Annotated in this window: 19 protein-coding genes; 15 read left to right on the top strand and 4 right to left on the bottom strand. The window is 38.5% G+C overall.

Annotation, left to right across the window (positions count from 1 at the left end):
* Positions 1 to 102: 102 nt before the first annotated feature.
* Together LCM02_RS08915 and LCM02_RS08910 are read right to left on the bottom strand one after the other, a co-directional pair.
* Entirely contained in the window at positions 103 to 1,350 is a 1,248-nt protein-coding gene (locus tag LCM02_RS08915; RefSeq protein ID WP_224928290.1) for a sensor histidine kinase, read from the bottom strand.
* A 76-nt stretch (positions 1,351 to 1,426) separates the two neighbouring features.
* Positions 1,427 to 2,101 (bottom strand): response regulator transcription factor, encoded by a 675-nt coding sequence (locus LCM02_RS08910; RefSeq protein ID WP_224928288.1) that lies wholly within the window; start codon positions 2,099 to 2,101, stop codon positions 1,427 to 1,429.
* 218 nt (positions 2,102 to 2,319) lie between these two features.
* Here LCM02_RS08910 and LCM02_RS08905 point away from each other — a divergent pair, with 218 nt between their 5' ends.
* The gene (locus LCM02_RS08905) at positions 2,320 to 2,880 is read left to right on the top strand and encodes a DUF2911 domain-containing protein (protein WP_224928284.1); all 561 of its coding nucleotides are present in this window, start codon (positions 2,320 to 2,322) and stop codon (positions 2,878 to 2,880) included.
* Between the two features lie 5 nt (positions 2,881 to 2,885).
* On the top strand, positions 2,886 to 3,434 hold the full coding sequence (locus LCM02_RS08900) for a DUF2911 domain-containing protein (protein WP_224928281.1): 549 nt from the start codon (positions 2,886 to 2,888) through the stop codon (positions 3,432 to 3,434).
* On the opposite strand, the gene LCM02_RS08895 is transcribed toward LCM02_RS08900, so the two are convergent.
* Positions 3,435 to 5,057: an amidohydrolase gene (locus tag LCM02_RS08895; protein WP_224928279.1), complete on the bottom strand. Its 1,623-nt coding sequence runs from the start codon at positions 5,055 to 5,057 to the stop codon at positions 3,435 to 3,437.
* A 233-nt stretch (positions 5,058 to 5,290) separates the two neighbouring features.
* Here LCM02_RS08895 and leuS point away from each other — a divergent pair, with 233 nt between their 5' ends.
* The 13 genes from leuS to LCM02_RS08830 all read left to right on the top strand — a co-directional run bounded on the left by leuS (position 5,291) and on the right by LCM02_RS08830 (position 21,214).
* Positions 5,291 to 8,107 carry a leucine--tRNA ligase gene (gene leuS / locus LCM02_RS08890; RefSeq protein ID WP_224928276.1) on the top strand — a complete coding sequence of 939 codons (2,817 nt, stop codon included), beginning with the start codon at positions 5,291 to 5,293 and terminating at the stop codon, positions 8,105 to 8,107.
* Between the two features lie 166 nt (positions 8,108 to 8,273).
* Positions 8,274 to 9,227, top strand: a complete 954-nt coding sequence (locus tag LCM02_RS08885) for a T9SS type A sorting domain-containing protein (RefSeq protein WP_224928274.1) — start codon at positions 8,274 to 8,276, stop codon at positions 9,225 to 9,227.
* 12 nt (positions 9,228 to 9,239) lie between these two features.
* Positions 9,240 to 10,325: a hypothetical protein gene (locus LCM02_RS08880; protein ID WP_224928271.1), complete on the top strand. Its 1,086-nt coding sequence runs from the start codon at positions 9,240 to 9,242 to the stop codon at positions 10,323 to 10,325.
* 234 nt (positions 10,326 to 10,559) lie between these two features.
* Positions 10,560 to 11,957 (top strand): anthranilate synthase component I family protein, encoded by a 1,398-nt coding sequence (locus LCM02_RS08875; protein WP_224928267.1) that lies wholly within the window; start codon positions 10,560 to 10,562, stop codon positions 11,955 to 11,957.
* Between the two features lie 3 nt (positions 11,958 to 11,960).
* Positions 11,961 to 12,527: an anthranilate synthase component II gene (locus tag LCM02_RS08870; protein ID WP_224928263.1), complete on the top strand. Its 567-nt coding sequence runs from the start codon at positions 11,961 to 11,963 to the stop codon at positions 12,525 to 12,527.
* A gap of 13 nt (positions 12,528 to 12,540) precedes the next feature.
* Entirely contained in the window at positions 12,541 to 13,539 is a 999-nt protein-coding gene (trpD, locus tag LCM02_RS08865; protein ID WP_224928260.1) for an anthranilate phosphoribosyltransferase, read from the top strand.
* A gap of 5 nt (positions 13,540 to 13,544) precedes the next feature.
* Positions 13,545 to 14,333 (top strand): indole-3-glycerol phosphate synthase TrpC, encoded by a 789-nt coding sequence (trpC, locus tag LCM02_RS08860; protein ID WP_224928257.1) that lies wholly within the window; start codon positions 13,545 to 13,547, stop codon positions 14,331 to 14,333.
* Positions 14,323 to 14,955, top strand: coding sequence for a phosphoribosylanthranilate isomerase (locus LCM02_RS08855; RefSeq protein WP_224928254.1), 633 nt, complete (start codon positions 14,323 to 14,325; stop codon positions 14,953 to 14,955). The genes trpC and LCM02_RS08855 overlap by 11 nt, the downstream gene beginning before the upstream one ends.
* A complete protein-coding gene (gene trpB / locus LCM02_RS08850; protein WP_224928251.1) occupies positions 14,956 to 16,143 on the top strand; it encodes a tryptophan synthase subunit beta in 1,188 nt (395 codons plus the stop codon).
* A gap of 65 nt (positions 16,144 to 16,208) precedes the next feature.
* Complete coding sequence (gene trpA, locus LCM02_RS08845) at positions 16,209 to 17,015, top strand: tryptophan synthase subunit alpha (protein WP_224928248.1); 807 nt, start codon at positions 16,209 to 16,211, stop codon at positions 17,013 to 17,015.
* 207 nt (positions 17,016 to 17,222) lie between these two features.
* Complete coding sequence (locus LCM02_RS08840; protein ID WP_224928245.1) at positions 17,223 to 18,911, top strand: sensor histidine kinase; 1,689 nt, start codon at positions 17,223 to 17,225, stop codon at positions 18,909 to 18,911.
* A gap of 50 nt (positions 18,912 to 18,961) precedes the next feature.
* On the top strand, positions 18,962 to 20,431 hold the full coding sequence (locus LCM02_RS08835) for a sensor histidine kinase (protein ID WP_224928242.1): 1,470 nt from the start codon (positions 18,962 to 18,964) through the stop codon (positions 20,429 to 20,431).
* Between the two features lie 9 nt (positions 20,432 to 20,440).
* The gene (locus tag LCM02_RS08830; RefSeq protein WP_224928239.1) at positions 20,441 to 21,214 is read left to right on the top strand and encodes an enoyl-CoA hydratase/isomerase family protein; all 774 of its coding nucleotides are present in this window, start codon (positions 20,441 to 20,443) and stop codon (positions 21,212 to 21,214) included.
* A 16-nt stretch (positions 21,215 to 21,230) separates the two neighbouring features.
* On the opposite strand, the gene LCM02_RS08825 is transcribed toward LCM02_RS08830, so the two are convergent.
* Positions 21,231 to 21,893, bottom strand: coding sequence for an HD domain-containing protein (locus LCM02_RS08825; RefSeq protein WP_224928234.1), 663 nt, complete (start codon positions 21,891 to 21,893; stop codon positions 21,231 to 21,233).
* Positions 21,894 to 21,910 lie beyond the last annotated feature (17 nt).

The following is a 21,910-nucleotide window of genomic DNA, read 5'->3' as shown; positions in this document are numbered from 1 at the left end:
ATAGTTATAAATCTATAACAGTCAGATAACGCAGCAAATGTATGGGGTCATTCTAAAGAAAATCTGAAGAATCAGAAAAGAATTCCAATTATGAATTTTCCGCTAAAAGTATATTGAGATATTGTGCTGATCTTCAATGAAGGAGTGCGTTATTTTCCATCCATAATTATCGCATATTTTTTTTACAATAGCCAGACCCAGACCGAAAGAGTTTGAGGCCGAGCTTTCTTTTTTAAATCGTTCAAATAAAGATTCCGAAGATAATTTCGGGGGTTCTCCAGTATTTGAGACGCTGATGAATAAATCATTCGTTTGAATCACGATCTTTCCTTTTTCTTTATTGTGTTTGATTGCATTGGATATCAAGTTAGATATAACCATATCAAAAAGCAGCGGATTGGCCTCGATCTTTGTATCAGCTGTTGATTCAAATTCAACTTCCAGGTCTTTGTTTAGAATAAAATCATCGAAGATCTCAAGCTGCCTTTCAAGTACTTCTTTGATATAAATGACCTCAAGGTCCTTGAATTGCTGATTTTCAATTTTAGACAGTAAAAGAAGTGTTTTGTTGAGTTTGGAAAGTCTTTGAACGGACTGATATATGGCCTTGATCTGCGAAATCTGGTTATTGTTAAGGTTCTCAGATTGCAGCAACAATTCAGATTTGGACTGCATTATGGCCAGGGGAGTCTGCATTTCATGAGAAGCGTTTTCAGTGAATTCTTTAAGGTTGTTAAAATCAGCATGGATTTTACTTGTCAGTTTAGATAATGAACTGTTCAGCTGCTGGAACTCATCAATATCAGAATCTCTTAACTGAAGCGGTGTATTATTTTCAACTGAAAAGTTCTTTAGCAATTCAAGGTTTTTATAAAATGGAAGCCATACACTTCGCATTGATATTGTGTTTACAATATAAACCGCTATAATTAGCAACATAACAACGATACCAACTGAAACGGTAATCGCCAGAATAAAATCTTTACTTCGAACCAAAGAAGTCCTCGTTATGATCTTATAAGTTTTTCCCTGTAAAGTTTCAATGGAAGTAAGCTGCCTGTACAACTCATATTTTTCCTTGTTGTTGACAACATGATACATTAATGTATCTTTAAAGTAAAGTGTGTCTTTCGGGGGATTCTTGTACCTGAGATCCTCGACGTCAAAAATGGGTAAAGGGTTTTCGTATTTGATTTTTTTTTCGATCAGTTCCTTGTCCCAAAGAAGCTTCTCATCCTGTTTTTTTGAAACAACACGCATGAGGGTGTAGTAAATTACAATACTCGATATTACAAAAATAATAGCTGAGTAAATCAGGTAGGTCCTACGCGTTTTTTCAAATAACTTCATGTACTGGAAAATTCACTTTAAACTTTCTCAAAGGTATATTAATCAAAACAGATATTTGCAGAAAATGATTTGAGACTTATTCACCAAACTTATAACCAAGGCCGTAGATGGTTTGTAAATAGTCATTTGCTCCGCTTTTTTTGAGCTTTTTTCGTAAATTCCTCATATGGGTATAGATAAAGTCAAAATTATCAACCATATCTATATTATCACCCCAAAGATGCTCAGCAATTGCCTCTTTTGTGAGAACACGGTCCTTATTTGTGATAAAATACAACAATAAGAAATATTCCTTTTTAGTCAGGTCAAGGACAACCTCATTCGCTTTTGCCCTTTTAGCAACCGGATCAATTTCAATTTCCTTGAATATAATGTTCTTATTTCCTTTATATTTCTGTCTTCTTAAAAGAGAGTTTACCCGGGAATTGAGTTCTGCAAGATGAAAGGGTTTCGTAATGTAGTCATCGGCGCCAAGGTCAAGGCCTTTTAACTTATCATCCAGAGAATCTTTAGCCGAAACAATTAGAACTCCCGTTTCAGGGCTTTTCTCTTTTACGAATTTTAAGAGGTCCAAACCATTGCCATCCGGCAGATTGATGTCCAGTATGACTACATCGTAGTTATAAGAAATCAACTTGTCTTCAGCTTCAAAAAAATTTGGGGCCGTTTCGCAAACGAAATCCTCGTTCTCCAGATAATCGCTTGTGGCATTTAACAGCTCCAATTCATCTTCAACAATTAATAGTTTCATATTGAACTTTGTTTAAGTACAAAAATAATATTTAAATGACATATGAAACTAATAAAACCGGTTTTAACACATTCTTAGGAGAATAAATTTTAGTATTAAATCCCTGTGCTTAGATCTTGTTTTGAATTTCGGAATGAATTTTATGTCATTGATTATATAATAAATCTCTCGGATTTACGTTAGTATACCGAATGATTATTATTTAATTATTTGTTGCTATGAAAAATAAAATAATTACCTCAGTGATTTTCTGTGTATTGCTGTCAACAGGATTTGGTTATGCTCAAATCTTTGATAAACTCGATAAAGCACCTGTTGATATTTCCTATTTAACTCATAGAAAAGCTTCAAAACCTTTAGTCAAAGTTGTTTACGGGAGACCGCAAAAAGAAGCCGATCAGGTATTTGGAGATCAGGTTCCTTATGGAGAAATATGGCGTACCGGAGCTAATGAGGCTACAGAAGTGAAGTTTTTTACTGATATGTCTTTTGGCAGAAAACTGGTAAAAGCAGGAACCTATGTAATGCATACCATTCCCGGAGAAAAAGAATGGATCGTCATTTTAAACAGCAAAACTGATACCTGGGGGTCATTCTTCTATGACGCAACAAAAGATGTTGTCAGAATCAAGGTACCTTCCAGAGAATCAGAAGAGATTGATGTATTTTCCATCGGATTCAAAGAACAATTTAACAATACATTTATGGTCTTGGGATGGGACTCGACACGAGTTGATATTCCACTGGCAGCTCATGATGTTATTTTGGCTAAATTATAAATGCTATGAAAAGGATTAATATTTTGTTAACGATAGGGTGTTTTTTTACTTTATTCCTGATTCAGGAGAGTTATTCTCAGGAATTTAAAACCCTGGACGTAAGTCCTCATGACATTGTATATTTCAGGACAAATAAGGTGACACCACCTAAGATAAAGGTTCTCTACGGGCGACCAAAAAAAAATGGAAGGGAAATATTTGGAGAGGTCGTTCCCTATGGGAAAATTTGGAGAGTTGGAGCTAATGAGGCCACTGAAGTTGTTTTTTATAATGATGTAGTTTTTGGAGATTCAGAAGTGAAAGCGGGTACTTATGTGCTTTATGCAATACCTGATCAAGACCAATGGACTTTGATTCTAAGCTCAAATACAGATGTTTGGGGGACCTATGAATACGAAGAAAAATACGATGTAGCAAGAGCAACTGCAAAAGTCAGCAAAGCAGAATTCATGGAGTCTTTCTCAATTGGATTCAAGGACAAAGGCAAGCATGTTAATATGGTTCTCGCATGGGATACTACCCGTGTAACCACTCCTATTAAGATACTTTTATAATTAATACACTTTCTCCCCGTTTATATAAGTTCCATTTATCTTGATATTTGGAACTTCATCTATTTCAATGGTCATAATATCCTGATCCAGAATCACAAAGTCAGCTTTTTTACCAGTTTGGATGCTGCCTTTCTCATTTTCTTCAAAATTTGCATATGCGGGCCAGATCGTCATACCCTTAAGCGCTTCTTCCTTGTTTAGTTTATTTTCAATTTCAAATCCTTCCTCAGGGAAGCCGGAAAGATCTTTTCTTGCCACAGCGGCATAAAAAGTAAGCATGGGATTCACTTTTTCAACCGGGAAATCGGTTCCGAGAACAATTCTGCCATTGGTTTCTAAAAGGTTTTTGTATGCGTAGGCATAATTGATTCTTTCATCTCCTAACCTGTCTTTTGCCCAATACATGTCACTTGTTGCATGCGTGGGCTGAACGGAAGGAATGATTTCTCTGAAATAATCCCAGTCATCAGGATCCACAATCTGAGCATGCTCAATTCTCCATCGCCTGTTTGTCTGACTTTTCAACTCTTTTGCATAAGTTTTTAAAACATAGGAATTGGCTGAATCTCCAATGGCATGAGTGTTCATTTGAAATTTTGATTTGGCAAGTGTTCTCGCAATATCATCCAGATCTTTTAAGCTCGTTACCATAGCTCCAAAATGGTTCTCCCGGTCAGAATAGGGCTGTTTTAAAACGGCTCCTCTTGATCCTAAGGCGCCATCTGCATAAATTTTAAAAGACCTTACATTGAGCCGATCCGTTTTGTAGATCCCTTTTTTGAGATAGTGGCTCAGGTTTTCTTCACTCACAGAGATCATTGCATACACCTTCATTTTTAATTCGCCATTTTGCTGCAGGGTATCAATCAGATCGATTACATCCCTGCTCAGCCCGGCATCTGCTACAGTAGTCAAACCTAAAGCAAGACAATACTTGTCAGCATCTTTAAGGGCCTGTATTTTTTCCGAAACACTGGGTTCCGGCAAGGCATTTCTGACAAGGGACATTGCATTGTCAATTAAAACCCCGGTGATTTGACCATTTTCTTTGATGATCTCTCCTCCTTGGACAATGGTCATTCCGTCAATTTCTGCCAGATCAAGTGCAGCCTGATTGACCAGCATCGCGTGTCCGTCTATTCTCGAAAGTGCAACGGGTATTTTTGGAAACAGTATGTCCAGTTCTTTTTTTGTAGGATATGTTTTAACCTTCCAGTCATTTTGATCCCATCCTCTGCCAATTATAAAATTCAAATCTTTTCCATTTGCATATGTGGTAAGTCTCTGTAAGATTTCTTCATAACTATTCGTACCTACCAGATCCACATTTTGCATAGATATGCCAAGATTATAAAAGTGGCAGTGCCCGTCTATAAGACCTGGTAAGATGGTTTTTCCAGGAAGGTCAAGAATTTTTTCCGATTCAAATTGATCAAGAATTTCCTTGTTGCTTCCAACGGCAATAAAATTTCCATTCCTGACTGCAAAAGCTTCTGCAGAAGTAACTTTTTCATCTACAGTATAAATTTTGGCATTTGTAACAAGTAGATCTGCTTTTTGTTTCTGGGGAACACAGGTAATAAGCACCATGATGCTTATCAGGTATATGAGGGGTTTATACATGACGCTTTGGTTAAGTAGTAATTGGTTATAAAGATAAAAAAATTAAGATACAACGAGTTCTTTGCTCTTTCCTTCTTTAAATGTAACTTTGCAGGCTCGTAGATTTTTTTTTTAATCCCTGCTTGTTTTTTGAGGTTAATCAATTTATCTACAGTAATTTAAATTATTATAGAATCCTATATTTTTTAAGCTGAGACTTATTGAATTTGACTGGAAAAAATTTATAACGGAATATGAAATATTATTTTAACGAAATTGAGGCCAAATGGCAAAAATTTTGGAGTGAAAATCAAACATTCAGAGCGGAAAATGAAAGTGATAAAGAAAAATTTTATGTACTTGATATGTTTCCCTATCCATCAGGTGCCGGTTTGCATGTTGGACATCCGCTTGGATATATTGCCTCTGATATATACGCTCGTTATAAAAGGCATAAAGGGTTCAATGTTTTACACCCTCAGGGATATGATTCTTTTGGACTCCCTGCCGAGCAGTATGCCATTCAGACGGGTCAGCATCCGGCCAAAACAACAAAAGAAAATATTGAGACTTACCGAAGGCAGTTGGATCAGATCGGATTTAGTTTTGATTGGAGCCGTGAAGTAAGAACCTCAGACCCTTCATATTACAAATGGACACAATGGATCTTTATTCAGTTGTTCAATTCATATTACTCCTTGGATGAAAATAAGGCCAAAGATATTCAGGAACTCGAGGAAAGATTTGAAAAAGAAGGGAATGGCAATGTGAATGCCGCTTCTGATGAAAAGGTGGAATTATTCAGCTCGGAACAATGGAATGGATTTACGCGTAAAGAGAAAGATATTATCCTGTCTAAATATCGATTGACTTATTTGTCAGATACCGAGGTGAACTGGTGCCCTGAACTGGGAACGGTTCTCGCCAATGATGAAATTGTAAACGGGGTTTCAGAAAGGGGAGGTTTTCCTGTGGTCAGAAAAAAAATGAAACAATGGTCCATGAGGATCACGGCATATGCTCAAAGATTGTTGGATGGCCTTGATACAATAGATTGGCCGCAGCCATTAAAAGATTCACAGACCAACTGGATCGGAAGGTCAGAGGGAGCCATGGTGGAGTTTAAAGTTGAAGGACATGATGCGTTGATCGAGGTGTTCACAACAAGACCGGATACGATCTTTGGTGTGTCTTTTATGACTTTGGCTCCGGAGCATGAACTGGTTTCCAGAATAACTACCCAGGAACAGAAAACCTTGGTAGATGATTATGTTTTGTCGGCTTCGAAAAAAAGTGAGAGGGACAGGATGTCAGATGTCAAAAGTATATCGGGAGTATTTACCGGTGCATATGCGGTTCATCCTTTTAGCGGAGAGCAAATTCCTATCTGGATAGGCGATTATGTACTTGCAAGTTATGGAACTGGGGCCGTAATGGCCGTGCCTTGCGGTGATCAAAGAGACTATGATTTTGCAAAATACTTTGGTATTGAAATTCCGAATATTTTTAAGGATATTGATATTTCGGAAACAGCCTGCGAGGATAAGAATGCTGAAATTGCCAACTCAGATTTTATAAGCGGACTTGGGGTCAAAGAAGCGATTTCAAAGGTGATCACGGAGCTTGAAAACCGTGGAATAGGACAAGGTAAAATCAATTACAGATTAAGAGATGCCGTTTTTTCAAGGCAGCGTTACTGGGGAGAACCTTTTCCTGTTTATTACAAGGACGGAAATCCTCAAATGATTGATGAGCAGCACCTGCCTATAACCCTGCCTGAGGTGGAAAAATACCTTCCTACTTCAGATGGAAAACCACCACTGGGCAATGCAAACGTATGGGCCTGGGACACCAGAACCAATGCTATTGTTGCAAATGAACTCATCGATGAGGAGTATGTTTTTCCTCTGGAACTGAATACCATGCCGGGTTGGGCAGGGAGTTCCTGGTATTTCAACCGATATATGGACGCAGCAAATGACAAGGAGTTTTGCGGTAAATCCGCGATTAATTACTGGAAAGATGTTGATCTTTATATTGGAGGAAGTGAACATGCAACCGGTCATTTGCTTTATTCAAGGTTCTGGCAAAAGTTTTTATTTGACAAAGGGTATGTGCCTGTTGAGGAGTATGCCAAAAAGCTGATCAATCAGGGAATGATCCTGGGGACCTCTGCTTTTGTCTACAGGAAGGATGGAGAAAATGTTTTTATTTCCAAGGGTCTGATCAAAGATGAGAAAGTACAACCGATTCACGTGGATGTTTCTTTGGTAAACGCGTCCAATGAGCTGGATTTGGAAGCCTTTAAAAAGAATACTTTCCATAAGGATCTTAAAGATGCTGAATTTATACTTGAAGATGGGAAATATATCGTAGGCCGAGATGTCGAAAAAATGTCTAAGTCAAAATATAATGTCGTTAATCCGGATGATATCTGCAGGGATTATGGTGCCGATACCTTAAGGATGTATGAAATGTTTTTAGGTCCACTTGAGCAGGCTAAACCCTGGAATACAGCGGGTATTACAGGAGTTCACGGATTTTTAAAGCGATTTTGGAAATTGTTTCATGCCGGGGGTGATTTTGCCGTAAGTGATCAGGCTCCGAAACCTGAAGAATTAAAGGTCCTGCACAAAACGATTAAAAAAGTGGACGAAGACATTGCCAATTTTTCTTTTAATACTTCAGTAAGTTCATTTATGATCGCAGTTAATGAGTTGACGGCCTTAAAGTGTTCGAAAAGAAGCATTCTAGAGCCGCTAACTATATTGATTTCCCCGTATGCACCCCATATAGCAGAGGAGTTGTGGAGTAAGTTTGGTCATAAAGAATCTATCGCTACGGCAACTTATCCTGAGTTCGAGTCAAAATATTTGATCGAAAGCGTAAAGACCTACCCTATTTCATTCAATGGAAAGATGAGGTTTACCAAGGAACTTTCTCTTGATCTGGATAAGTCAGAAATTGAAAAAGCCGTTTTGGAGGATGAAAGGACTTTGAAGCAACTTGATGGGAGAACACCGAAAAAAGTGATTGTTGTCCCGGGTAAGATCGTCAATATTGTGGGTTGACAGATTTTGAATTAAAAGATAAATTTAAAAGCTTCTGATTAGGGCATTTGATTCATGAATTTGCTTAGAGTTGGTATTCACCAAGTATTTTAAATATACCAATGAAATACGGTTTCCCGTATTGATTATAAAATATTTTTAATAGTTTTATGCTAAATTTAAGCGTATGAAGTTAAAATTACGATTTCCTTTTATTTATCGATTTTTACTGGTGCAGCTGACAATGTTGATTTGTGTTCCATCCATTGAGGCACAACAATTATATGTCGGGTCCGAAGGTTTATTTTATCTTCCCAATAATGTAATTTTTACGACCAGCAACACCATTGTGGAGGTAGACGATAATGGCAATTTTATTGTAGGGGCTGGTTCCAACTGGGGATCATCCCTGCAATATGTTAACGGAAAGGTGAAGGCCTTAGGGTCGGGTACCAGTGTTCTTCCTGTAGGGGATAACGGAGTTTATGCCCCGGTTTCCATGGAGCACACAACAGACGTAACGGCTCGTTATTTTAATAGTGCTCCGACATCAGGGACCAATGGTACCGATGTTGATGCAGTTTCAGATGTAGAATACTGGAAACTCTCCGGAACAGCCGTTGTAACTCTTCCTTATAATGAAAATAGCGACATTACTTCTTTGGTTAATAACAACGGAGGATCTCTGAATTCACTTTCTATAGTTGGGATCAAGGATGGTATCTGGAATTTAATCAGTGACTCTAATACTTCGGTAGTTTCAGGTGACCTTTTAAACGGAGATGTATCGAGTGATGTGAGTGTCCCTGTGGTTTTAGAGGGCTTTGAAGAGTTTACATTCGGGATCGACCATCAAATTGTACTTGCCGTTGACGATCTGTTTGATACTACCGGAATCTCTATCCGATCTAACCCCATTTTATCGGGGAAAGAAGCCATTGAATTCACAACCTCGGGGGATCTGTTAAATCTTAAAGCCAGCATTTTTGACATTAACGGAAGGCTGTTGAAACATTACGATCAGATCGAATTGTTTGGCAATCAGGGAAGCCTGTCAAAGTCTGGACTTGGATCAGGGCTTTATTTCTTGAAGTTTGAACATGAGGGAAAACAGGGAGTTAAAAAAATAATCATAGAATAATATAAATTAATTATGAATAGAATTAAGACATTTTTAATAGCAGTAGTAGCAGGAATCTTCACAATTCAGGCTCAGGTGGGGATTGGAACGAATTCCCCGGAAGCCTCTTCGGCTTTGGAAATTTCCTCGTCAGATAAGGGATTGCTTATTCCAAGAATGACTACTGCACAAAGATCAGCTATTTCCAACCCTGCAAATAGTTTGATGGTTTTTGATACGGATACCAATTCATACTGGTCCTACATTGAAAACGTCTGGCAGGAGAGTAAGCCTGGGGTTGGCAAATTTGTCGATGGGGCCGCAGATGATATTGCTTATTATGAAGGAAGAGTAGGGATTGGTAAAAATGCATTCTCAACTGCACATCGACTTTATGTTGAAAATATAAAGAGTGATAATTCTACAAATACTTCAGGAGTTATCAGGGGAGTTTACGATGGAGATGGGGATGGAGGTGTTACTTATGGCCTGGTAGGGGTTTCCAGAAATAATTCATCGGGAACAGTCCCTTATGCTATTGGAGCTCAGGGAATTATAGAAAATCCCAATAATGGAGCATCCATTACTACTGCCGTTGGTTCATATCCTCAGGTTTATAACGGAGGAACAGTTAATTACGCTTCGAGTACAATCACAGAGATCTATAACAATGCAGGAACGGTGAACACTGCCAGAGGGATGGATGTTGGAGTGATTAATGCTGCCGGAGCCAACTTGGGAACAACTTCTTTAACATCATTTTATGCAACCAATAACGGGACTGTTACAAATGATGCTTATGGAATATTTATTGGGGGCCAGGGAGGTGGCACTGTTGGAGGAAATTCTTACGCTCTGTATATATCAACTCCCTATTCAAACGTTGCAGGTAATGCTTTTGCCCTGTATTCTGATAACCTTAATGACTCCTACATTGCGGGTGATGTTGGAATAGGCACCACGGATCCTGAGCAAAAGGTCCATATCAATGGTGTAATGCGTTTAGAACCTCAGGATTCTGCTCCTACCGGAGGTCTGGGAGATCTTTATGTAAATTCAGACGGGACCCTGTTTTTCCACGATGGTAATGATTGGAAAGCAGTGCAGTTGGCTCCTTAAGGTATTATGTTGAGATAAGTGCAGTTAAGATGAAAGTTTTTTAGAAATAAAGCATATTTTCTTTGAAAATTAAAAAAAGTTTATAAATTTGCTGGATCGAAATGAGAAATAATACAATTCATACATGGTGGTGGTCTTTACAAAACAAGAATTTGTGAAGGAATACCTAGTATGTAAAAGAAATATAAATCAGGCTTGTCTTCACGACAGGCCTTTTTTTTTAATAAGAATTGAATGAAGTATAAATTAAACACAAACTATAAAAAAATACTCGCTGATACCATTACACCAGTAAGTATTTATCTAAAGATCAGAGATACATTTCCTAACAGTATACTTTTGGAGAGTTCTGATTATCACGGGAACGAAAACAGTTTTTCTTATGTGTGCTGTAATCCTATCGCGCATATCAGCGTTAAGGATCAGGCTGTTTCAGAATTCTATCCGGACGGAAGCAGCACTGAAATATCCGTGGAAGAGGCTCATATGATTCCGGGAATGATTCATGACTTTAGTCAAAGGTTTGAAACAGAAAACCAGAAGTTTAAGTTTATTAACAACGGCCTTTTTGGTTATATTGGTTATGACGCGGTAAAATATTTTGAGGATATAGAAATCGATAAAAAGGAGGGCGACCTGGATATCCCGGACATTTATTATGCGGTTTATCAAAATATAATTGCCATAAATCATTTTAAGAATGAGGCTTATATTTTTTCTCATTCGTACGACCAGAAAAATAATATTGAAGAGATCCATCAATTGATCGGAAACCGAAATTTTGCTTCCTATTCCTATCGCAATGAACAGGATGAAACGTCTAGTCTCTCGGACGAGGAATTTATGGAGCATGTTGAGCTTGCAAAAAAGCACTGTTTCCGGGGAGATGTATTTCAACTGGTTTTGTCAAGAAGGTTTTCTCAGGGTTTTCAAGGCGATGAATTTAATGTTTACAGAGCTTTAAGGTCAGTGAACCCGTCACCTTATCTGTTTTATTTTGATTACGGAAACTTTAAAATTTTCGGTTCCTCGCCCGAGGCACAGTTGGTTGTTAACAAAGGCAAAGCAGAGATACACCCTATAGCAGGTACTTTTAAAAGGACCGGCGATGATGAAAAAGATCTTCAAGTTGCGAAATCCCTGGCCCAGGATGAAAAAGAAAATGCAGAACATGTGATGCTCGTGGATCTTGCACGCAATGATCTGAGTAGAAACGGAGAGCATGTTCAGGTTGAAAAGTATAAGGAAATTCAGTTCTTTTCCCATGTGATACATTTGGTGTCAAAAGTGGTCGGCCGTAAATATGAAGATGCCATTACTTTTCAGGTGGTTGCGGATACTTTCCCTGCAGGGACCTTGTCCGGGGCTCCAAAACACAAGGCCATGCAGTTAATTGAAAAATATGAAAAGGAAAACAGAACCTTTTATGGCGGAGCCATTGGTTTTATGGATTTTGAAGGAAACTTTAACCATGCTATCATTATCCGATCATTTTTAAGTAAGAATCACCGATTGCATTATCAGGCCGGAGCCGGGATAGTGTCAAAGTCAAGCGCAGAGGATGAATTGCAGGAAGTGTATAATAAGCTCGGGGCTCTAAAATCAGCCATGCAACTGGCGGAAAACATATAAGAAATGAAAAATATATTAGTCATAGATAATTACGATTCCTTTACCTACAACCTGGTTCATTATTTGCATGACCTGGATTGTGAGGTAACCGTTAAACGTAATGACAAACTTACCCTGGAGGAGGTGGAGGAATTTGATAAAATCCTTTTGTCTCCGGGCCCTGGTATTCCTGATGAAGCAGGTCTGTTGAAGCCAATCATAAAAAGATATGGCTCAAAAAAGAGTATACTGGGAATATGCCTTGGCCAGCAAGCCATAGCTGAAGTGTACGGGGGAAGTATCGAGAATTTGAACAAGGTATATCACGGGGTGTCTACCTCAATTCAAAGAGTAAACGAGGATGAGGTTTTGTACAAGGATATTCCGGAAGAACTTGAAGTAGGCAGGTATCATTCCTGGGTGGTTTCGAAGGATCTGCCCGAGGAATTGGTTGTTACTTCAGTTGACAAGAACGGGGAAATCATGTCATTAAGACATTTGAAAGACAATGTCAGGGGGGTGCAATATCATCCTGAATCCATTTTGACTCCGGAAGGAAAAAAGATGTTAAAAAACTGGGTCGAATCCTAAAGAATAAAAAGGAATGAAAGAAATTTTGAATCGTCTCATCAATCATGAGACCATATCTAAGAAAGAGGCAAAGGGCGTCTTGGTAAACATATCTAAAGGGATATACAATACCAGTCAGATTGCTTCATTTCTAACTGTTTATATGATGCGAAGCGTTTCCGTGGAGGAGCTTGATGGATTCAGAGAAGCATTGCTTGAATTGTGCCGTCCGGTAAATCTATCGGACTTTAACGCCATTGATCTTTGTGGAACCGGGGGTGATGGAAAGGATACCTTCAATATCTCTACACTTTCTTCCTTTGTCACTGCCGGTGCCGGAGTGAAAGTGGCGAAACATGGAAATTATGGGGTGTCATCTTCCTGTGGCTCTTCGAATGTTCTTGAACATTTAGGGATAAGATTTTCAAATGAGGAAGCATTTTTACAAAGATCGATCGATCAGGCAGGGATATGTATATTGCATGCACCTCTTTTTCATCCTGCTATGAAAAATGTTGCCCCGATTCGAAAAGAATTAGGAGTTAAAACATTTTTCAATATGCTGGGGCCAATGGTCAATCCTTCATTTCCGAAGAATCAGATGGTAGGGGTGTTTAGCCTTGAACTGGCAAGAATGTATGGATATTTGTATCAGACAACTGATAAAAATTATGCCATATTGCATGATCTGGCGGGTTATGATGAAATTTCGTTAACAAGCCGAACCAAGATGATCAGCAATAAAGAAGAAAGAATTATCAGCCCAACAGATCTGGGAATTTCTTCTTTGAATCAGGAGGATATTTATGGGGGAACAGGCGTAAGGGACAGTGCGGAAATATTTTTAAAAGTGTTAAACGGGGAAGGAACTGAGGCCCAGAATAATGTGGTCTGCGCGAATGCCGGGCTGGCAATATCGGTAGTAAACAAGGTAGGTCACAGGGAAGGATTTGAGATGGCGAAAGAATCCCTGCTTTCAAAAGAGGCTTTAAATTCTTTTAAGAAGCTTCATGATTTAAGTAAATTAAATTGAACAAGGTGAATATTCTGGATAAAATAGTCAAGGACAAGTTAATTGAGGTTGAGGCGAAAAAGAAGCTGCTGCCTTTATCATTTCTGGCCACATCTCCCTTAATGGAAAGAGATACTTATTCGATGTCGGAAAATATTGTTGAAGGAAGCGGTATAATTACAGAATTTAAAAGAAGAAGTCCTTCAAAACAGGTAATCAATCAAACCAGCGGAATTATAGATGTGGTGACCGGGTATCAAAAAGCAGGTGCTTCAGGAATTTCCGTGTTGACAGATACCAAGTATTTTGGAGGTTCCTTGGATGATCTGATCCAGGCAAGGTCGGCCTTGACAATTCCGGTTCTTCGAAAGGAGTTTATCATAGATCCTTATCAGGTTTATGAGGCCAAAGCGTTTGGCGCTGATACCATTCTGCTCATTGCAGCAATACTTACAACTGAAGAAATTGGTATACTTTCTCAATTGGCGTATCAGCTCGAACTCGAGGTTCTTCTCGAGGTACATAATCAGGAGGAGCTGGAAAAATCAGATCTTGCAAATGTGCAAATGGTAGGGGTGAACAACCGGAATCTAAAAACATTTGATGTCAGCCTCGAGACCAGTAAGAGCCTGGCTAAACTGATTCCCGAGGACAAAGTTAAAATTTCTGAAAGCGGGATAAGTTCAGTCGAAGCGATCAGCAGTTTAAAGAAATATGGATACAAGGGGTTTTTAATAGGTGAGAATTTTATGAAAACTTCGGATCCCGGAGCTGCGGCAAAACAGTTTTTAAAAGAGCTCAATAATGAAAGTTAAGGTTTGTGGAATGAAATATGAGGACAACATTATGTCGGTTTCAGGATTGAAGCCCGACTATATGGGCTTTATATTTTATCAGCGATCGAAAAGAAATTTTGACGGACCCTTGCCATTAATTGACAAAGGAATAAAAAAAGTTGGTGTTTTTGTCAATGAAGATTTTGAGACTTTAAGAGATTGCGTGCATAAATATCAGCTCGATGCCATACAATTGCATGGAGATGAATCTGCAGTTGAATGCGCTCGTATTAAGAGGGAAATGCCGGGTTTAGAATTAATTAAAGCCTTTGCCATGTCTGGTTCTTTTGAATTCGGTCAACTGGAAGCGTATCTGACAAATTGCGATTATTTTTTATTCGATACGAAAGGAAAAGAAAGAGGAGGCAACGGAACATTGTTTGATTGGTCGATTTTAGAGGATTACACATATCAAAAACCATTTTTTTTAAGTGGTGGGATTGGACTGGAGGAGATTGCTGCCTTGAAGAAATTCCTGAAATCAGATTCAGCAGTAAATTGTCAGGTAATTGATGTGAATAGTAAATTTGAAATCGAGCCTGGACTAAAAAATACCGAAGAGTTAAAGACATTTGTAGAATTTATAGAAAAAGAGAAATAGATGAAAAAGACGTATCACGCGGATGAAAAGGGTTATTATGGGAACTTTGGAGGCTCATTTGTACCTGAAATGCTTTACCCCAATATGGAAACACTTCAGAATTCCTATTTGGAGATCATGAATGAACCTTCTTTTAAAGAAGAGTTTAATGCGCTCTTAAAAGATTATGTGGGAAGGCCTTCTCCATTATATTTTGCCAAAAGATTATCCTCCAGATATGGGACCCGAATTTATTTAAAGCGGGAAGACCTGAACCATACAGGGGCCCATAAGATCAATAATACAATTGGTCAGATCCTTCTGGCGAAACGCCTGGGCAAGAAAAGAATAATTGCCGAAACCGGGGCAGGCCAGCATGGTGTTGCCACAGCTACGGTATGTGCTCTTGCAGGTATGGAGTGTACTGTATACATGGGTGAGATCGATATTGCAAGGCAGGCACCAAATGTTGCCAGAATGAAAATGCTGGGAGCCAAGGTGGTTGCTGCTACTTCCGGAAGTAAAACCCTGAAGGATGCTACCAATGAGGCCATCAGGGCATGGATCAATGACCCTGTAGAAATCCATTATATTATTGGTTCCGTTGTTGGTTTCCATCCCTACCCGGATATGGTCGCACGATTTCAGTCCGTGATATCCGAAGAAATGAAATGGCAGCTTATGGAAAAGGAAGGTACCGAGAATCCTGATTATATAATTGCCTGTGTAGGTGGGGGAAGTAATGCTGCAGGAGCTTTTTATCATTATTTAGATAACGAAGATGTGAAGCTGGTAGCCGTTGAGGCCTCAGGTAAAGGAATCGACTCAGGTGAGTCGGCCGCAACAAGTGTTTTGGGAAAAGAGGGAATTATTCATGGAAGTAAAACCTTGTTGATGCAAACCGAGGATGGACAGATCATTGAGCCTTATTCTATTTCGGCAGGATTGGATTACCCGGGAGTGGGTCCTCAGCACGCCTACCTTTTTACTTCTGGAAGAGCTGAATTCCTTAATGCTACGGATGATGAAGCCATGAAGGCTGGGTTAGAATTATCTGAACTTGAGGGAATTATCCCTGCAATAGAGACTTCTCATGCACTTGCAGTTCTCTCTAAAATGAACTTTAAGCCGGATGATATTGTCGTAGTGAACTTGTCAGGTAGAGGGGATAAGGACCTCAACACCTATATCAATTACTTTAATTTATAGAAAAAATACTATTATTTTCGGATTTCACACCGAAAGGAATTGATCCGGAAAATAAAAAGAATAAAATGAACAGAATAGAAGAGAAACTTTCAATTCATGCCAGCAGCGGGAAAGAACCGAAGAAGATGCTTTCCATATACTTTACAGCCGGTTATCCCCAACTTGATGACACCGTCAGTGTAATCAAAACACTTGAGGCGTCGGGTGTAGACATGATTGAGATCGGATTGCCATTTTCAGACCCCCTTGCTGACGGACCCACTATACAAGAGAGCAGTACTCAGGCTTTATCTAACGGAATGACTACAGAAAAGCTTTTTGAACAACTTACTTCGATCCGAAAAGAAGTAGAAATACCATTACTGATCATGGGATATTTTAATCCAATGCTGCAATATGGAATAGAGGAATTTTGTAAGAGGTGTGCAGAAATCGGAATTGACGGCCTTATCATTCCGGACCTTCCGGTTGACGTTTTTCATCGGGAGTACATGGAAACCTTTGATAAATACGGATTGTATAACGTATTCCTGATCACTCCTCAGACTTCTGATGAGAGAATTAAATATATCGACAGTATTTCTAACGGGTTTATTTACATGGTAAGTTCGGCGAGTACCACTGGGGCAAAAAATTCATTTGGTTCCCAACAAGATGCGTACTTTGAACGAATTAACAAACTTCAGCTTAAAACTCCTCAGATTGTTGGATTTGGAATCTCAAATTACGAGACTTTTGTCAAGGCAACAGCTTACGCAAATGGTGCCATTGTGGGATCCGCTTTTGTAAAATTCCTGAAGGAGAATTCCATAGCAAAGATTCCTGATTTTATTTACCAGCTCAAGGAGCCCTCGCATTTGCCGAAAAATTGAGCTCCCAGTTAACAGTTTGGTAATGTATTCTTAATCGTTGTTTAATTGTTTACAGGCATGATAAAATGATGTTTAGATTTAATTTTGCGGAATTAGAATCCCGTAAATTAAACTATCATTTTGATCCTCTTTGGAAAATTAGAATATCGCAAAAAGATCTTCATCTATCTATCACTGATATTCATTGTTTTTACAATTTTTGTATTGTTGTTTCAATACAAGAGGGAACGTGATTTCAAAAGAGATCAGATAGAAATAAGCTTAAACAACATAGCGGAGATCACATATAATTATATCGACAGGAAAGGATTATTTGAAACTGGAAATTATTCTGCTCTTGATTCTCTGTATCTCTATGTGTTAAAAGAGAATACAAGGGTAACGGTTCTTGACAACAAAGGAAAGGTTCTCTATGATTCTGAGGTTAGAGAAGTCTCTGAAATGGAGAATCACCTTCATCGGCCTGAAATCCAGAAGGCCCTGAAATCAGGACAAGGTTCGAATATCCGTGAATCGGCTACAACAGGTTATGAATACTATTATTATGCAAAGAACTACCGGGATTTGTTTGTGCGTGCGGCAGCACATTACGATGTGGAAGTAAAGGATTTCCTGGCTGTTGAAAAACTGTTTTTGTTTTACCTTATAACACTGTTTCTTGTCACATGGCTCTTAATGAGCTTAATTACTAAGAATTTAAGCAGTGCCTTATTTAAGTTAAAGGATTTTGCGACAAAACTGAGCCTTGGTGAGGCAGTCAAAGAAAAGATTGAGTTTCCAAAGGGAGAATTTGGCGAGATCAGTAAGCAGATAGCGGATATATACGACAAACTTACGATTGCAAAGGGTAAAATTGAAATCGAAAAAAACAAGCTGTATTCTCACCTTATTGCGCTCAATGAGGGAATTGCCTTTTTTACACCACAGAAGAAGAGGATTTTAAGAAATAATCATTTTATACAGTACCTGAATATTATCTCAGGCGACAAGAATATTACCGAGGAGGAACTATTTAAGGTTTCAGAGTTTAAAGGCGTCAACAAATTTTTAGAAAAACATCTCAAGTCAAAAACAAATATTGACCAGAATAATCTTCCTCAAATGGAAGAGGTTGTCAGGAAAGATAAAAGGACCTTTAACGTACATACGATTATTTTTTCAGATCGAAGTTTTGAAATAGTGATAAGAGACATCACAAAACTTGAAAAGCAGAAAAAGCTAAAAGAAGAGATTACTTCAAATATTGCCCATGAACTGAAGACTCCAATTACGATTATTTTAGGCTATCTGGAGCTGCTGAAAGAGAATAATATAAAAAAGGAGGATCAGGTCAAATATATTGAGAATGCTTACAGGCAGTCAGAAAGGCTTTCAGATCTCATTAAGGATATTTCCCTTCTGCAAAAAATGTCAGAAGCCAGGGATCTTTTTAAATTTGAAAAGCTGAATTTGAACGAACTGATCTATGAAGTAAAAGATTCCCTTGGATTAAACCTGACAGAGAAGGATATTAAAGTGAATATTCGAATGTCAAAGCCAATATTGATCAAAGGAAACCGTTCGCTTCTTATTTCGGTATTCTTCAATCTTTTTGACAATGCCATCAAATACGGAGGCAACGGCATTGAGATTACAATGAACAATTACCTTGAGGATTCAAACTTTTATTACTTTTCTTTTTCCAATACCGGAAACACCATAGATGAAAAACATTTTTTAAGGGTTTTTGAACGTTTCTACAGGGTAGATGAGGATCGTTCCCGGCCAAAGGGGGGTACGGGTTTAGGCCTTGCAATAGTTAAAAATGCCATTCAACTACATGGGGGTGAGATCACTGTAAGTAATCTGAGTCAAGGAGGAGTAGAGTTCCTTTTTACGCTTGCTAAATCTTCCTGATTTTGGCATAGAAATGCTTTTTTGAATTTACTATCTTTACCGAAAAAGCAATGACCCCAATCAATAAGTTATCACTAAGGACCAGGATCTTTATAGCAATGATCTTTATCGTTGTGATTGCTTCCATTCTCATTGCAGCCGTAACCATTTATCAATTCAATGAACAGGCTGAGGATTACCACATAAAAAGACTTGAACGCAAAGAAGAAGCCATAAAATCTGCAATAGCCTATGAGTTATTGAGAGACTCTATTGATGCTTTTGAAACGGTCTCACTTCCTATAATTCTGGAAAAGAAACTCAATGAAATTTCAGATATTCACAACCTGGATATCAATATTTATAATTTAAAAGGAGAGCTTCTAAAAAGCTCTTTTGGTGAAAATCCAACAGATACGACCGACGCCAACCTTTCCGGTGATATCATGAAGCGGATTATTTTTAATCCTGATCACAGGCTTGTTGTACAGAAGTCCTCGGCTGACGGAACCAAGTTTAAATCTTCCTTTTCTTATCTTATAGGTTCATATGATCAGGAAATTGGAATCATTGGAGTTCCTTATAAACAGGATAATACTTTTCAGGAAAGAGAACTGAAAGAGTTTCTGGAACGGCTTTCAGTAGTTTATCTCTTAATATTTTTAATAGGAATCGTTCTGGCTTATTTTCTGTCTAAATACATTACAAAATCCCTGGAAAACGTAAGTAGAAGGATGAGGCAGACTACTGTGGAAAAAACCAATGAAAAGATAATTCTGAATGATGCAAGTCAGGAGATTCTTAATCTTGTGGATTCCTACAATAGCATGATCGATGAAATTGAAGATTCAGCCGTGAAACTTGCTCAAAGTGAAAGGAAGCATGCCTGGAGGGAAATGGCGAAGCAGGTGGCTCACGAAATAAAGAACCCATTGACTCCTATGCGATTGACAGTGCAGAGTTTTGCCCATAGTTTTGATCCAAATGACCCTGATTTCAAATCCAAATTACAGGAATTCTGTGACACTTTGATCCAGCAGATCGATATCATGAGCGAAATAGCATCGGCTTTTTCAAATTTTGCTGAAATGCCTACGGCTAACAAAGAGAAGCTGAATATTGTGGAAGAGGTAAAAAAGGCCCTGGATATTTTTCATGAACCCTATATTCGTTATCATCCGGAGAAAAAAGAAATTACATCCCGAATGGATAAAATTCAGTTGACAAGAATAGTTACCAATCTGGTAACGAACGCGATACATGCTCTTGAAAATACAGAGGACCCAAAGATAGATGTGCGGGTTTACGAAAATGGTCAGGAAGTGTATATTGAGGTGGAGGACAATGGTAAGGGAATAGGAAAGGAAGATGCATCTAAGATCTTTGAGCCTAAATTCACAACTAAATCAAGTGGGATGGGACTGGGACTACCAATGGTAAAGAACATTGTCGAAGCGTATAATGGGCAAATTTCTTTTACATCGGGCAAAAAAGAAAGGACCGTATTTTCAGTATCTTTACCTAAGGATAATCAGATTTAATTACTTTTTATGGCGTATCAAAATATTACAGCGGAACACGAAGATCATCTTGGTTTTATAACTATTGAAAGACCTAAAAAACTCAATGCTTTGAACAAAGCTACAATTGAAGAATTGAGTGATGCTTTCAAGGTTCTGGAAGCGGATTCAGATATAAGGGCAATTATTATTACCGGAAGCGGAGAGAAAGCATTTGTTGCCGGGGCCGATATTTCAGAATTTTCAGATTTTGATATTGATGAAGGAAAAGAACTTGCTCAAAGAGGTCAAACCATGCTTTTTGACCTTGTTTCGGAACTTTCTACTCCGGTTATAGCTGCTGTAAACGGGTTTGCCCTGGGAGGAGGTCTTGAACTTGCCATGGCTTGTCATATAAGGGTTGGTAGTGAAAATGCAAGAATGGGTCTTCCAGAAGTTTCTCTGGGCCTTATTCCCGGATACGGAGGAACCCAAAGGCTTCCGCAACTCGTCGGTAAGGGAAAAGCCCTTGAGATGATCACTACAGGAGGTATGATTTCGGCCGATGAGGCCTTAAAATGGGGATTGTTAAATCATGTTGTAACCCAGGAAGATCTTATGGAATTTTGCGAAAATCTTGGTAATAAAATTGCCAGGAATTCACCCAATGCCATTAAGGCAGCTATTAAGGCGGTAAATGCCAATGATAAAGAATCTGTTGATGGTTTTAAGGTTGAAATCGAAGAATTTGGTAATTGTTTTGGAACCGAGGATTTTGAAGAAGGGACTACTGCATTTCTGGAAAAGCGAAAACCAAACTTCTGACTTACACAGGGTCAGGTCATTTAATTCCTTTCCATTCCTCATAGAACTGGTCAAGAAATAGTTCCATATACTTATGCCTTTCCCGGGCAAGTTTTCGACCGGATTCTGTATTCATCTTGTCTTTCAACAATAACAGTTTTTCATAAAAATGGTTGATCGTGGGAGCCTTGCTTTTTTTGTAGGTTTCCTTATCCATGTTTAGATTCGGATCTATATCAGGGTCGTAAAGAGGCCTGTTTTTGAACCCTCCATAATTAAATGCCCTTGCTATCCCTATAGCGCCGATTGCGTCAAGACGGTCTGCATCCTGAATGATTCTTAATTCGGGAGATTCGAAGACAGATTTATTTTTTTTATCAAGACTCGATTTGAAAGAGACAAATTTGATAATATTTTTGACATGTTCTATAAGTTCTCTTTCAGCCCCATGAGTTTTCAGGAATTCCTCTGCTTTTTTAGGGCCTACAGTCTCATCACCATCGTAAAATTTGGCATCAGCTATATCATGAAGTAAAGCTCCTAACTCCACAATAAACAGATCTGCATTTTCACCTTTTGCTATTTGCATGGCATTACGACGAACCCTTTCTATATGGAACCAGTCATGGCCGCCTTCAGCATCTTGTAGGGTTTTTTTGACAAAATCTTCTGCAAGCCTGATGAGTAATTTTTTATCCATAATGCAAAATAAAAAAA

Origin of the sequence: Lutimonas saemankumensis (genome assembly GCF_020171465.1) — a bacterium.
Lineage (GTDB): Bacteria > Bacteroidota > Bacteroidia > Flavobacteriales > Flavobacteriaceae > Lutimonas > Lutimonas saemankumensis.
This window is presented reverse-complemented; position numbering and strand designations above follow the sequence as displayed.

What these genes read in the sequence shown, in the direction of transcription:
- LCM02_RS08915 (WP_224928290.1), bottom strand. Translation starts at nt 1,350, where the DNA reads ATGAAGTTATTTGAAAAAACGCGTAGGACCTACCTGATTTACTCAGCT.
- LCM02_RS08910 (WP_224928288.1), bottom strand. Translation starts at nt 2,101, where the DNA reads ATGAAACTATTAATTGTTGAAGATGAATTGGAGCTGTTAAATGCCACA.
- LCM02_RS08905 (WP_224928284.1), top strand. Translation starts at nt 2,320, where the DNA reads ATGAAAAATAAAATAATTACCTCAGTGATTTTCTGTGTATTGCTGTCA.
- LCM02_RS08900 (WP_224928281.1), top strand. Translation starts at nt 2,886, where the DNA reads ATGAAAAGGATTAATATTTTGTTAACGATAGGGTGTTTTTTTACTTTA.
- LCM02_RS08895 (WP_224928279.1), bottom strand. Translation starts at nt 5,057, where the DNA reads ATGTATAAACCCCTCATATACCTGATAAGCATCATGGTGCTTATTACC.
- leuS (WP_224928276.1), top strand. Translation starts at nt 5,291, where the DNA reads ATGAAATATTATTTTAACGAAATTGAGGCCAAATGGCAAAAATTTTGG.
- LCM02_RS08885 (WP_224928274.1), top strand. Translation starts at nt 8,274, where the DNA reads ATGAAGTTAAAATTACGATTTCCTTTTATTTATCGATTTTTACTGGTG.
- LCM02_RS08880 (WP_224928271.1), top strand. Translation starts at nt 9,240, where the DNA reads ATGAATAGAATTAAGACATTTTTAATAGCAGTAGTAGCAGGAATCTTC.
- LCM02_RS08875 (WP_224928267.1), top strand. Translation starts at nt 10,560, where the DNA reads ATGAAGTATAAATTAAACACAAACTATAAAAAAATACTCGCTGATACC.
- LCM02_RS08870 (WP_224928263.1), top strand. Translation starts at nt 11,961, where the DNA reads ATGAAAAATATATTAGTCATAGATAATTACGATTCCTTTACCTACAAC.
- trpD (WP_224928260.1), top strand. Translation starts at nt 12,541, where the DNA reads ATGAAAGAAATTTTGAATCGTCTCATCAATCATGAGACCATATCTAAG.
- LCM02_RS08855 (WP_224928254.1), top strand. Translation starts at nt 14,323, where the DNA reads ATGAAAGTTAAGGTTTGTGGAATGAAATATGAGGACAACATTATGTCG.
- trpB (WP_224928251.1), top strand. Translation starts at nt 14,956, where the DNA reads ATGAAAAAGACGTATCACGCGGATGAAAAGGGTTATTATGGGAACTTT.
- trpA (WP_224928248.1), top strand. Translation starts at nt 16,209, where the DNA reads ATGAACAGAATAGAAGAGAAACTTTCAATTCATGCCAGCAGCGGGAAA.
- LCM02_RS08835 (WP_224928242.1), top strand. Translation starts at nt 18,962, where the DNA reads ATGACCCCAATCAATAAGTTATCACTAAGGACCAGGATCTTTATAGCA.
- LCM02_RS08830 (WP_224928239.1), top strand. Translation starts at nt 20,441, where the DNA reads ATGGCGTATCAAAATATTACAGCGGAACACGAAGATCATCTTGGTTTT.
- LCM02_RS08825 (WP_224928234.1), bottom strand. Translation starts at nt 21,893, where the DNA reads ATGGATAAAAAATTACTCATCAGGCTTGCAGAAGATTTTGTCAAAAAA.